Origin of the sequence: Ureaplasma diversum NCTC 246 (genome assembly GCF_000731915.1) — a bacterium.
Taxonomy (GTDB): domain Bacteria; phylum Bacillota_I; class Bacilli_A; order Mycoplasmatales; family Mycoplasmoidaceae; genus Ureaplasma; species Ureaplasma diversum.
In genome coordinates this window covers 1-13,890 of the sequence record NZ_JFDP01000051.1, presented here as the reverse complement: position 1 = coordinate 13,890, position 13,890 = coordinate 1, and the positions used below count along the sequence as shown (strand labels likewise).

Genomic DNA, 13,890 nt, shown 5'->3' with positions numbered 1-13,890 from the left:
TGGCACTAACAAAAGTGATGGGTAAAGCCAAACCAGCAACACAAAGTGCTAAATAACGTTTTTTGTTATTTACTTTCATATCTTTATACCTCTTATTTTTTATTTGCAACAAGGTTGTCAATAATGAAGTATTTAATTGGTTGACCGCCGTGTGCCTCTTCTAAATTTTTAATAAATAGCTCTGAATATTTTCCTTTTAGTGCACTTCCAGATTCACTACCTATTTTAGCGTCTATATATTTATGTAATGAGAATTTATGTCTAAGCTCTTCTTTATATGTTGGTAAATTAGGTAGGGTATTTAAATATTCATATAAACGAAATGTCTTAAGCCCAACAACTTCATTAGTAGCTTCATTAACAAATTGTGTAGAAGTAATATAGAATCAATATCCTTCTTTGTGTAATAAATAATAAGTTGAATAAACTTCCTTAACCTTTATTTCTTTTCCATCAACAACCATAGTTTCAATATTTTTATTTTCATGTGCTTCTGGTTGGATTTTAACCATTTCAGTAAAATCATTTGTACTAACACTAACGAATTTAGTGTTTAGCCCGTTCTGAGCAACCAAATCCTCTAATGATTGGTTAACTAAAACAGTTGGGTCATCAGTTGTTTCTGGGTCAAGAATATAAATAAATTTACTAATATTAAATAAATACCACAATCAATTTTTTTCAAATAATTCAAAAGTTAGTTGATTCTTTTTATTATGTTTGTATGGTGTATTTCGGTTATATAAATCACCAGGGAATGAACTACTATCATTTTCATTATTTAAATTGTTGTTATAAATAAATGTTTCACGAACTTCTGTTAAATAACCATCATCAATAGCCATTTGACTACGAATGTATTTGTTCCGTTGTTGTTCATTTGGATAAATATCTTTAAGAAGATTGTTTATACTACTATTGCTTAAAAATCGTTTTCAAGCACTTTCATGTTTATTCTTTGGCTGGATTAATGATTGATTAAAAATTGAAGCATTATCTGTTTGGCTTTTAACTTCTTGGTTACAAGCAATTAAAATAGCTGGAGCTGCTGCTATTGGTAAACCCATTAAACTGATTAACCCATATTTCATATATTTTTTCATTATTTTTTAGCACTCCTATAAATCATTAACATTTTTGCAGGATAACCATATTGAGCAGTAATCTTGTCTTCAAATACTTCATAGTATTGTTGATCCCCATGGATGAATGATAAGTGGAATACATTAGTAATGATTGGAACAGAAATTTTAGCCCGAACATCTTTTGGTTTAAATTGGATTACATATGGAAGGATTTCAATACCTACATCATGTCCAGAAATTGCTTCTGCATAAACACGCACTCAGAACATAACATTGTTCTTAACAATGAAATACTCAACATTATCATTAGTTGTTTTATGAACTTTAGATACATCAGATTCACGAATATCATCTAATAGACTATCATTGAATCTGAAATCTTCATATTGTTTAACTCGTTGAAGCTTTTCAAGATATTTTTGAGTATGTTTAGCATGTTTATTACCTTCATGAAATTCAGGTAATCGGAATCAATCAATGAAATTAAAATCAAAGTTATGAAGGTTAGTTAAAAGGAAATATCAATTCTTAGATAAGAAACGATTATATTCGTTGTTATGATCGTCAAGTTCGTTGATTTTAGCATCAGCACCAAATCTTCCTTTTAAATCTCTATATCTAGCAGCAAATCTTCTTAGTTCAGCTTCAATTTTAGCTTTATTTTCAGGAAGAGTTTGTGAGTCCACATAATCTTTAATTTCTAAATCAGACTTAAACACTTGGTTTAATAAAATCTTAAGGATTTCTTTTGATCTACGTTCTTGAACAGTTTCTGAATTATCTTTGATGTTAATTTTTTCATCAACAAATGGTCTAACAAACTCCGGATATTTAATTGGTTTGTTATCATTGTTTTGAATACTTTTTTTAGACTTAATACTTCTTAAGAAAGCTTGACCGTCAAGACTTTTTAAAGTGTAGATTTTAACTCCACTAAATTTCTTTTCTAATTCTCTTCAAGCATGATAGTTGTATTTTAATATTCTAGGAAAGATAGCAACATTAAAATTAGATTGTTCAAATTTATAGTTGAATTCTAAAGTTTGCTTATTAATAAAATCTTGAAGTTTGTTTTTATCTCATTTAGCTTCTAGTTTTTTAATCTCTTTATCTCTTTCAGCTTGATATTCTTTTTCGTCCTGGTCAATAATTGATTTTTCAAAAACATCAGCTACTGCTTTTATATCTTGAATTGGTTCTTTGAAAACTAATAAGTCATAGTCAAGTCTTGCTAGTTTTTGTTGACCACGTTTAAGTTTGATTAAACGGATTAATTTATTACCATCATATTTAATGTAGTAAACTTCTTTACTACTAAAGATTGTTCTTGTTGATGCTGGATATTTGTATAAATAAAAATCTTCAATAACAGGATTTTTGATTTTAGTAATATGATCATCTTCGTTGCGGATAATGAAATGGATTTCAGCTTCTCGTCCTTTAATTCCAGCAATTTGTTCATTAGTGTCAACAAATTTATGAATTTTAAATAACACCTTACTATCTTTTTTAGCTTGTTCTAAACGCATTTTTTCATTGTTTAGATTTAGTGTTAATTTATGATAGTTAGATAAACCAGCATCTGTAGTTGAACCATCACTTAGTTTAATGTGTGCAACAGTGTAATTAGCTCAAGGACTGATGCTTTCTAAGTTAAATGAAGCTAAACCAAAACTATCTGTAGTTGTATTTACTTCTACATAGTTGTTTTGTTGATCTTTAAGTACTAAATCAACACTTTTATTAGCATGATTAGCTCCCATTTGAACATGCATTACTAATTCTTTATTAACTAATTCAGTTACTTTATTAAATGCTCTATTATCTAAAGTTTTAGAATAAACACTTTCTATAATACCCCGATCAGTTAATGGGTTATATCCTACATATTCATAAGCATATCCCTTAGGAAGTAGTGATGTATCAAACTCAATTTCGTTTTTTTCATTAATCTTAGCTTTGAATTTATATTTAGAATTAATGAAACTACTTTGTTCAAGATCATTCTTTCTAAACTTATCATGTTCATAAGGTCAAAGCATAAATTCTAGATTATTTGCATTCTTAAGCATTCAATATCAGTTACTTGTGATATTTCTAAATAAGAAGTCTCTAGAACGTAATCTTGTTCTTTTGTATCGAACATTTAGTTTTAGTTGACCTTCAACATAATCAGTTAACCCTTTAGTTCGATGTGGGTGGTAGTAAGTTAGAGCTGATTTAAGTTCAGAGAGTTGTTGTTCTTGGATTTGGTTTTGACCAAAAACAAACTGATCTACTTCATCTTCATCTTGATCAAAGAAACTAGATAATAGTTCCTTAACTTTGATTTGTTTATTGAAGTGAAGTGATTTATCTAATTCAGATTCTTCACTGCTTTGTTCAACAGTTTCATTAGCTGTTTGCTTATTAGCACTTAGTGTTGTAGCTAATACTGCACTTGTAATGATACTAGCTCCAACTATCCCTCCAGCTACAAATAATCATTTCTTATTAAACTTTTTCAATTTCACCACTTCCTTTTTTTACTACTCCATCTATTGGAGTATCATCAAAGTTAGAAAATGGGTTCTTAGCATTCTTATATTCATCATTATCTTTAATAATTAATTCATAGTAAATTGATTCTAGATCTTTAGTCTTAGGACCAGTGTAGATCAGATTACCTTTATGAATTAATGTTAAAGAGTTAACATAATCTTCCATTTCTTTAAGGATGTGTGAACAAACAAAGATCGTTTTCCCTTGCTTGTTTAGATCATGTAATATATCAAATACTTCAAACCGAGCAGATGGGTCTAAGTTAGCTGTTGGCTCATCTAAAATAATTAATTCTGGATCATGAATTAAAGCTTGGATTAATAACACCTTTTTCTTTTGCCCAGAAGAGAAGTTAACTGGTTTTTTATCTTTAAGGAATAAAATTCCAAATTTATCTAAATAGTTTAGAATTTTCTCTTTTGCTACTTTAGCTGGTACTTTAGATAAAAGAGCTAATGAGTATAAATAATCAAAAGTTGTTAATTCAGAAGGGAATAGAGCATTTTCAGGCACATACCCTAGTTTATCTTTTGATTCTGGTGTTTTATTATCAAACCCACCAATTAAGATTTCTCCATCATAGTATGCATAAGCATTAATAATACTTTTAATGGTTGTTGTTTTACCAGATCCATTTTCTCCTAAGAAGGCGTGAATTTCACCCTTCTTAATATTAAATGATAAATTTCTTACCCCTTGGGTTGAACCTTTATAGATTTTAGTTAAGTTTTTAACTTCAAGGATATTATCAGGATTATGGTTGATTCTATCTTCAGTTTGAAGTTCTGGTTTAGATAAAGTCATTACTTGTAATCCTTTCTAGTATAACCAAAGTAAGCACCTACTAATAAAGCAGCTACAATAGCAATTCAAATTAAACTATAGAATCCTTTTGAAATAACCCGGTTAGCTTGTTGTACAGATTTAACTTCTTCAACAGCTTGGAATAAGTAGTTATCACTATCTTCTAGTTCATAACGATATACAATCGTTCTGATTTTTCTTTCTCTAACTACTCCTTCACCACTATCTTTTTCAGTAACTTCTTTTGGATATTGAGTAACAGCATAGTTTTTATATCCACCAATGAAGTAGTTATGTCCATCAACAAACACTTTGATTTTTTGTGGAGCATATCCATTTTGTTCATTATCGTTTTTTAAGATCTTATCTAATATTACTGAGTCTTGGTGATTGAAGTATAGATAATATAACATTGTTGTAATTAAGTAGATTTTCTTTTCTGTTTGGTTTTTGATTTCTCGTGGGTTGATGATTTCTTTAAATAGTTCAGCTCCACTTTCTTTATCTACTAAATTAATAAATGTTTTGTCATATCCTGCACTTGCAATATTAGAGATGATTTCAAGGATTTTAGCTTTTGTTAAGTTCTCAGATCCTTCTAAGCTTTGTAGACGAGTTTCATAGAAGTCTTTAGCTTTTTCTAAGAAAACAGGAGATTCAAGAGCATCTTTAACAATTGATCATTTAATTTTTCCAACTAAGTTATCAGGAGAAGCAAAGATGTTGTTATCTTCAGCAAATGTTACATTAACATCATTTGCTTTTTCACGTGCATAAATGATTTCGCGATCTTGGACTGAGAAATCTGATTGTTCACTAATAATTGATCGGTTTTTAAGTAAACCAGGAACAATGTATCGTTGAGATTCTTGGTTATCAATAACTACTGGTTTTAAACTAAGACCTAGTGGGTTATCTGATATAAAGTAGTTAAATTCTTTAGATGGTTGGTCGTTGTAGTATAAATAGTTTTTTAAGTTATTTTCTTCACGACTTGCTGCTACCCCAATTGGGTCTTTATCACGTTGTGCAAAAACATCAATTAATTGGTAAGGAATAAATAATCAAGAAATTGCTTGTCAGCTAACAGCTGAAGATTTTGAGTGGCTGTAGATTTGATTTAATAAATCAACTTGACGTTGAGTAAATTTCTTTCTACTAGCATCTTCTGGATTAATCTTAGGAATAAGAATGTATTCATCCTTATTATTGTTTAAATAGAATTTTTCAACATCAGCAACTGTTCCTGAGTCATATTCTCTTTTTTCTAAATTTAAGAATGAAGCAATTTGGTTAGCAGATGATGTAGAGAAGACATTAGCAGCAGAACCTGCTACAAGTAATGGTAAGAAAACCATAATTGGAGTAATCATAGCAATCTTAGAAGATTGTTTTAAAGCAATAAGTATTGCTATTAAACCAAATAATAAATATGTAAACAATGTAGAGAAGAAGGTTGAAACATATCAATAATTAACACTTGCTGCATATGGATAATTACTAGCATAGAAGATGATTCCGCCTAAGAATGCAACTATGCTTCATAATACTCCAATGAAGCAGAAGAAACCTAATTTAGTAATAATTACATTTTGTCTTGAAATACTTTTCGAGAATACTAAAATATCGATCCCTTCTTTAGCTAAGTCTTTGAAAATATTCAAAGCCTTAATTGAAGCAAAGATCACACTTAAGAATAATGTGATAAATATGTTTACATATGAAATGATTAAGAATGTACTTAAATCTTTAGAAACAAAACGAGCTATAAGTGTAAGAATAATAATTAAACCCATTAAAACAACAGGTAACACTATAGAGCTGTTCTTTTTGAAAATAATTTTTGCTAAAAATTTTGAGTATAAATAACTCGAGTTTACTTTTTTAGCAAATGAATTCGTAGATTGATTCATTTAATTTGTATTCTTTCATTAGATAGTTGATAATTGATTTATAAGATTAGGGTTAATACGAATTTATAGGGTGTGTTCGTATTTTGTGGGGTGTTATTTAAAATTTATTGTTTTGGTATTATAACAACAAGACCTTTAGATGATAGGTCGATAGTTTCAACAACATCAAGATCTTCATTTAAAAATTCAAGTTTAGTAAGATGAGCTTTATTTTCCTGATCGTTTTTAGTAAATTCTTTAACGATGTATTGTGGGATTTCAATTTCTTGTAAGTCACCTTTTCCTGGTTCAGGGGTAGAAACATCTTTAAATTCAACCTTACCAATTTCTTTAAAACCGCCAGAAGATTTTGGTTTTGATATAGCTAAGCTAGGTGTTCCTGACACTTTCTTTTCAACATAAGCTTTAAAAGTATATTTTCCATCTTTTAAAGTTGCAGTTATTTCAGTAGCGTTATTTTCGAATCAAACACCATTACCATCTTTTGCGTTAGTACTGCTTGAAGGATTATTTGCTGGATCGTTTTGAACAACAGGTTTACTAGATCCGGCTGAACCCCCCCCTTCTACAACCGGTGTTATCTCGTTGCTAATTGATGAATCAAAATGTCGTATTTCTTTTTCTTTACCTTCTAAATCTGTAATGTTTACTCTTCCTAATTTGTATTTTTTATTAGGTTTAATTGTACCTAAGAAAGAAGGGCCAGAAAACTCTGCTTCCAAAATTTTATTTTTAATTGTAACTGCTTTAGTATTCAATGGTTGTTTTTCAGAAGTAACCTGTACAGATCCTTTAAATCCATCAGGAACATCAACTCTTAATTGAATATATCACTTTTTATTTTTTTGGAATATAACCATGTTAGGATCAACGAAACTAATCTTGTATCCTTCACTATCTCCTGCTTGTGGATTAGCCGGAGCTTGATCTCCTTGAAGTTGATCGCTACCACCTTTATTTGTTTCTTCAGTTCCTTGTTGTTTTCCCTTTTCCTTATTATTAGTATTGCCATTACCAACAACAGGAGACGAACCTGAACCATTATGACCCATATGGCTTGAGTGGTCGTGTTCTTCGTTTGATTTTAGAACAGTTATTTGTGTTGCTTTTAAACTTTGTGATAATTCAACATTTGTTGGGTTTGTATCTGTGTTAGTTGCATATACACTAACTTTTTTTAATGAGTAGCTTGTGTTTTCATCTAAGCTATTGAATACAACTGTAGCACTTCCTGATGTTACAGTTACTAAATCTGAAATTAAACTGTTATTTGTATTTGTAGATTGTGATGTTAATTCAACTTTAACTAACTTGCTATCAGCATTTGTAATTTTTAATTTAAGCTCGTATTTGTTATCTGCTCTTTTAGTTAGTTTTGAGTTGCTATCAAGACTTACACTAGGTGCAGCTGTTTGTTTGTTAGTTGGTGAAGCTGGAGTAGTTTTCTTATTTTCACCACCTTTTGTCTTGTCTGTACAGCTGATTAAAACAGCACTAATTCCTGCTGCTGCAACCGTGGTTGCTATCGCTAAAGACATTCATTTATACTTGATTTTTTTTATTTTCATTGTTAATACCTTTTAAATTTCAAATTGTATAAATTATATGCCATTAATATAATCTAAATAATGTGTACATAACAAGTAAAAATACTCTTATATAATAAATATATAAGATACAAAAAATAGCAAAAAGCTAAGAAATTAATAGGTGATTAGAATAAAAAATAACCACTAATTTTAGCAGTTATTTGTGTGTAAATTGGCTTTAATTAACTGGTATATAAACCACAAGGTTTTTATTAAGAAGATTGTCTATACCTTGATCATCAAGGTCATTGTAATATTCAATCTTATTTACATAAAGTTTGATATATTTCTGATTAGATGCTTTAGCTTGGTCAAGTAAAGATTTAAGAAGAAAATCATGTATTGTAGCAACGTTTTCCTCCCCCTTAGCTATTGTAATTTCAGAGGCGTTAATTTCTAAAGTTTCATCACTAATTTCCTTTGTATCAGTTAATGAAATATTAGCTAATAAACCATCTTTAGCATCAGCAAATTTAACCTTAAAAGTGTAAGTACTATTTTCTTTTTTAGCTAATACTTGTTGGTTTATAGCTGTTACATCTAAAGCAGTATCAGCTGATAATTTAGATACATCAATATCATTTTGGTTTTGATCTTGATTCTGGCTTTGATCTACTTGATCCACATTAGCTAATCCATTCTCTTCTTGTTTAGATTCTGTACCATTAGCTGAATCAGTTGGTTGTTTTATTTCTTCTTTACTTGGTTTAGTAACATCTTGTTTATTATCAGTTTGATCATCAGTTTTTAAGAATGAAATATTGATCTTCTTAGTAGCTGGTAATAAAGCTATCTCATATGGGTCATTATCTGTCTTAGTTTTATAAACAAAAACTGATTCAATATTATATTGTTGATTAGTATCTAGTTGATTAAAAATAAGTACAGCTACATTATCAACTACATTTACTAATTCTGATTCAACTAATTGTTCAGAATTAGTTGGTTTTAGTTTAAGCTTAACAAATTGATTATTAGCATTACTGATGATTAATCTAAGCTCATATTTGTTATTTATATTCTTAACTAGTTTAGTATTATTACTAATAGCTATATTAGGTTCTAATTTAATAATATTATTAGAATTAGAACTATTATTAGGATCTACATTATTAGTTTGATCATTATCTTTTAGATAAACTGCTTTTGGTTCAGTAGTACAAGAGACAACTATAGGGACAAAAGTTGCTGTAGATAGAATAGAAATTGTAGCTAATAAGATTGTTTTTTTAATGTTTTTTGTTTGCATTTAAATAAACCTTTCAGATAGCTAATCTTATTCTTTAGTTAGTTTAATAATTTTAAATAGACAAAAAAACCAAAGCAAATACTTGCTCTGGTTAAACAACTAATCAGTCTTCCAACTAGTTGGTCTTAGTAACTAAGTTTTTTAAATTATAAAGTAACTATAGCATTAGCTAAGTGTTGTTAGTGACGAATCGTTAACTTCGCACCACTTGTTCTTTACATACAAGTATTCACTGACTATTATATCTACTTTATAGTTTCTTGTCAATACCTTTTCTTAGATCTCAGATTCATCTTCCTTCTAATTTATAGATGTTTTGTTTATTATTAATAGTTATTAAATCATTAATAATTAATATCAATTCTTGAATCTCATAACTATTACTATGTTTTTGTTTTCTTAAATAATGATTAGTTAATTGATTTAAATCAATATTAGATATAAAAAAGATTGGTAAATTGTTTTTAAAACGAGATCTTAAGATCTTAAGAATATTTTCATTATGAACAAAGTCATAATATCTTTCATTACCAAAGTTATCTAATACTAATAGATTACAATTACGCATTGCTTCATAAGCTTGTTCTAATTCTATTTTTAAATCACTATTATTAATAGCATTTAAACTATATTTAATTAATAGATCCATTTCTATATAACAAACAGAGATTTTATGTTTTAGAATAAATGAATTAATAAAAGAAGTAGTTATTCATGATTTACCAGTAATTGTATTACCTGATAAATACATTGATTCTAATTGATTGGTTTTGATTTGATTAGATAAAAAGTATAATAGTTGACTGATGCTTGGTTTGTATTGATTATCTTTAAGATTATTAAAATTTAAATATTGTTCACTAAAAGTTAGTTGATTATCTACTTTTTCAACTCATCTTAGTCAATAACATTCATTTAAAATATTGTCATTACTATTAGAAGTATAAACAACTTCTAAGTTGTTATTAAGATCTCTAATTAAATCTAAGTTTTGTGTTTGATAGTTTTCTAAATAGAAAAGTATCTTAGAATAATGATCAACAAATTCTTGTTTAGTAATGTTTAATTGTTTAATGATTGGTTCATCTTTATATGTTTCATACACTTCATTTAAACTATTTTTTAGATATAAATGTTGATTTTGCATACTTATACTCTTTAAATATCAAATAATTCTTTATAGTTAATTTTACTATTTGTTAATTCTTGTTTAGATATTAGTTTATGATTAGTGTCTGTTTTTGAAGTATTAAAACCAATATTACTATAAGCATTTTTAAGATATTGTAATAAATCAGCTAAATTATCAAAGTTATTAAGAAGGACACTATCACGAATCTTAATTAGATATTCTTTAACTAATCGTCCATGGTTTTTAATTAAAACATAATCAATGATCATATTTGCAAAAGAGTTGGGCATACACTTTAGTAAAGGTTGTATAGAATCAAGTTCATTTGAACTTAGATTTCTTTTCATTATTAAAGTAAAATACTTCTTAGGATCATATTGTTCATAATCAGAGATTACTTCACTAAAATCAGCTAAATTTGAAGACTGATTAAAAATTGCTTTATTACGTCTTATATTAACTAATAGTTTAGAACTATTATAGTTGTTTAATTGTTGGTTTAGATTGCTTTCAAATAAAGCACAATCTAAACTTATATAATCATCATTATCTTTAATGATGACACTATCACAAACAAGTTTGTAGATAAATTCATAATTATCATTAAATAAAATAAAAGCTTGTTTTAATAATTTATTAGTTTTATGATCTAGATTTAAAGATAGATTAAATTGATTAAAGATTTGATTAACTAGTTTATTAACATTAGAACTATTAGTTATTGATTGGTATTGATCACTAACATCAATAAAAGATTGATCAACAGTAGGGATTTTAGTTTGATCTATTAGGATTGCAAATTCACTATATCCTAAAGTAGATTGTAATTTAGTAGTTAGAATGTGATTGTTTAAGATTTCATTTTGATTATATGGTCTTTTTATTTCTACTAAATAGTGTTGGGGTTGGTTGATGTTTTCATAGATCTTAACTAGTTGTACATCAACAAGGATACTTAATTGATCCATTAATCTAATAGGATCGGTTTTTAAAGAACTAGATAGTTGGTTTTCAGTTAATTGAACAAAAGAATTTGTATGATTTGTTAAATGGCACAATCATAAATATAAACCAACCGGTTCTAAACCAATAATGGGAGCATAAAAATTTCATAAAGCAGCTTCATTTGCTACAAAATTAATGTTTTTTTGAATACTTAAAAACATGAATGCCCTCACCTTCATTATTGATTAAAATTAAAATAATATTGTTGTTTTACTAAATAGTCTTTTTGTTAACTATGGCTAAATTTTAAAGCTTTATTAATAAAAATAAAAGCGTAAAAATTTTTTAAAGCCACTAAAAAGCGACTTAATGACAATTATGCACAAACTAATATAAAATATAGAGCCATTAAAGCACTAAAAGCCCGCTATTTAATGATTTGAGTATAGTTTTGCACAACAAATGTGCATAACTTATACACGACTAAAAAATAATTTAACGAATTTTTAAGCTTGTTTTTGTTCTGCTTTTGTGCTAGTTAAGATATCTTAAAAACAAGATAAGCAAACAAAAAAGAAGGATTGATTTAACACCTTCTTTTATTAAAACCAAATGGTTTATATTATGCAGCTTGTTCAGCAACAGCTTTGTTTAATGCTTTTGCTGTTCGTGATTTTAAACGATTCGCTTTATTTTTATGAATTACACCCTTTGAAGCAGTCTTGTCAATCACTGAGTAAGCTTCGACAAGTTTTGATTGGTCGTTTGAATTACGTACTTTTTTTACTACTGTTCTAAGTTTTGACATTTTAGCGTGATTTTGTTTACGCACTTTTTGTGAATGTCGGTATGATTTTTCATTTGCAACAATATTTGCCATTTAATCGCCTCCTCGTAATCATTATTGCTTGAAAAGGTTAATATAGATAACCATACTATTATAGCAAATTCGACATCTATTTTAAGCAATTAGTTAATTTATAGATGTTTTAGCTACTTTTAAGCTAAAATTATACAGTAAATAGCTAATTGCTGTATTAGAAATAATATAGAGGAAAGTCCGTGCTCACACAAGCTGTGATGCTTGTAGTGTTTGTGTATGTATAATTAATAAAACATAGCATGATGTGCTCATGACGGCGGTTTTATTAATTCCTAATATTTTTTTAAAATAAAGGAATAAAACCATAAAGTGCCACAGAGACGAGTAATAGGGAAACCTATGAGATGAAACGCGGTAAACCCCACAAGTGAGAAACCTAAATTTTGGTAAGGGAGTCTAAGTTAAACAAAACGAAGTTTACTTAGGATAGATTTAGATCTATAGATAAATAATTAGCATAACTAAATATCTAGTTAACAGAACACGGCTTATCATTTACAAGCACTTATTATCTTCCCTTTTGGGAAGATTTTTTATTGTTTTGGCTCTCTCTCTCTCTCTCTCTCTCTCTTATCTATAATTCCTTTTATTTAGTTTAATTTTAAATATTTAAGATGATATCTAAAACCATTACTAATCATTAAAAAGGTGTATAAATTAATTAAATAACTATCTAATGATTTAAATCTCATATAAGGAGCTTATTTAGTTATGGATAGATCAAAAAGAACTAAAAAGATCATATTTTGAACCCTTGGTTCTATATTAATAGCTATTGTTTTAGCTACATCAATTGTTGGCATTGCTTTTCTAGCTTCTTTGCATAGAACTACTATTTCAAGACAAGTTGTTTTAGCAGATAATCATAAAACAGAACTAAAACTAAATAAACAATATAAAAAGAATGCTGTTGATCGATATAAAGCTGATTCACTTCCTTATCAGTTTTATCTTAAACATAACCAAATAGATCAAGCTAATAAATTAGTTAATGATTTTGAAACAAAATGATTAAATCACTTTGATGATTTTGAAAGTACTTATTCTTCTAAATATATTGATTATATAACCAATTATTTAAATCAAGAATTAAGATTAGAATTTAGCTCTAATCAAGAATTCAATAAATTTTACAAACAATTATTAAAAGAAGAATTCATTAAGAAGTATCAATCTTATCAAGGATTTAGTGAACAAGAATTAGATAAGATTCTTAATCAAACAAGAGATGAGTTAATCAAACAAAAACTAAGAGTTTATGAATTAACGTTAATTCAACAAAATCCTAATAAAAAATAGGGGTTGTTAAAATGAAAAAGTGAATTAAAAAGAAAAAGATCATCTTAGGTGTTGGGCTTGGTTTATTAAGTGCTGGTTATATTTCATTAATGGCTGTTGTTGGTTATGAACTTAGTAATCTAAAAACTAAGCCTTCAAAACTACTTGTACATAATACTAATTTAATAAGTGAATATAGTAAACAATCACCTAAATATTCATCACTAGATAATGAAAAACAAAAAAACTATTTATTAGATCAATTTTATAATAGTTGAAAAACAGCTCCTAAATATACTAACTTCTTAGATAATTATTTAAAAGAAGAAAAGAGTTTATGAATAAAAGATGTTTTTAGTAATAAAACACAAATTAAGTATTATGCTGTATCAATGCTTGAATATTGAACCAAAAAATTAAAAACAACCTATGGTTTAGAAAATTCATTAAATTCTTTAATATCAAGTTTAG

10 protein-coding genes, 1 other RNA gene and 1 pseudogene are annotated in these 13,890 nt (G+C 27.7%); 3 read left to right on the top strand and 9 right to left on the bottom strand.

The window, feature by feature from the left end:
- Positions 1-92: 92 nt before the first annotated feature.
- The 9 genes and pseudogenes from UDIV_RS02300 to rpsT form a co-directional block, all read right to left on the bottom strand.
- Entirely contained in the window at positions 93-1,103 is a 1,011-nt protein-coding gene (locus UDIV_RS02300; protein ID WP_038102787.1) for an aromatic motif membrane protein, read from the bottom strand.
- Positions 1,103-3,592, bottom strand: coding sequence for an aromatic motif membrane protein (locus UDIV_RS02295; protein ID WP_038102783.1), 2,490 nt, complete (start codon positions 3,590-3,592; stop codon positions 1,103-1,105). The genes UDIV_RS02300 and UDIV_RS02295 overlap by 1 nt, the downstream gene beginning before the upstream one ends.
- An 88-nt stretch (positions 3,593-3,680) precedes the next feature.
- Positions 3,681-4,430 (bottom strand): annotated as a pseudogene (locus UDIV_RS02290) (ABC transporter ATP-binding protein); the annotation flags it as partial.
- On the bottom strand, positions 4,430-6,343 hold the full coding sequence (locus tag UDIV_RS02285; RefSeq protein ID WP_038102781.1) for an ABC transporter permease: 1,914 nt from the start codon (positions 6,341-6,343) through the stop codon (positions 4,430-4,432). The gene UDIV_RS02285 and the pseudogene UDIV_RS02290, both read right to left, overlap by 1 nt.
- Positions 6,344-6,447: 104 nt before the next feature.
- The gene (locus tag UDIV_RS02280; protein ID WP_038102779.1) at positions 6,448-7,911 is read right to left on the bottom strand and encodes a hypothetical protein; all 1,464 of its coding nucleotides are present in this window, start codon (positions 7,909-7,911) and stop codon (positions 6,448-6,450) included.
- A 199-nt stretch (positions 7,912-8,110) separates the two neighbouring features.
- Complete coding sequence (locus tag UDIV_RS02275; protein WP_038102776.1) at positions 8,111-9,181, bottom strand: hypothetical protein; 1,071 nt, start codon at positions 9,179-9,181, stop codon at positions 8,111-8,113.
- Positions 9,182-9,431: 250 nt separating this feature from the next.
- Positions 9,432-10,328: an ATP-binding protein gene (locus tag UDIV_RS02270; RefSeq protein WP_038102773.1), complete on the bottom strand. Its 897-nt coding sequence runs from the start codon at positions 10,326-10,328 to the stop codon at positions 9,432-9,434.
- A gap of 11 nt (positions 10,329-10,339) precedes the next feature.
- Positions 10,340-11,479 carry a replication initiation and membrane attachment family protein gene (locus tag UDIV_RS02265; RefSeq protein ID WP_038102770.1) on the bottom strand — a complete coding sequence of 380 codons (1,140 nt, stop codon included), beginning with the start codon at positions 11,477-11,479 and terminating at the stop codon, positions 10,340-10,342.
- 401 nt (positions 11,480-11,880) lie between these two features.
- The gene (gene rpsT, locus UDIV_RS02260) at positions 11,881-12,138 is read right to left on the bottom strand and encodes a 30S ribosomal protein S20 (protein ID WP_038102767.1); all 258 of its coding nucleotides are present in this window, start codon (positions 12,136-12,138) and stop codon (positions 11,881-11,883) included.
- A gap of 137 nt (positions 12,139-12,275) precedes the next feature.
- Between rpsT and rnpB the strand changes: the two genes are divergently transcribed.
- The 3 genes from rnpB to UDIV_RS02250 all read left to right on the top strand — a co-directional run.
- Positions 12,276-12,637: RNase P RNA component class B (gene rnpB / locus UDIV_RS04305), an RNA gene on the top strand.
- A 215-nt stretch (positions 12,638-12,852) separates the two neighbouring features.
- A complete protein-coding gene (locus tag UDIV_RS02255; protein ID WP_038102764.1) occupies positions 12,853-13,440 on the top strand; it encodes a hypothetical protein in 588 nt (195 codons plus the stop codon).
- An 11-nt stretch (positions 13,441-13,451) separates the two neighbouring features.
- Positions 13,452-13,890 (top strand): hypothetical protein (locus UDIV_RS02250; RefSeq protein ID WP_038102761.1); only part of this gene is annotated, 439 nt, incomplete at its 3' end.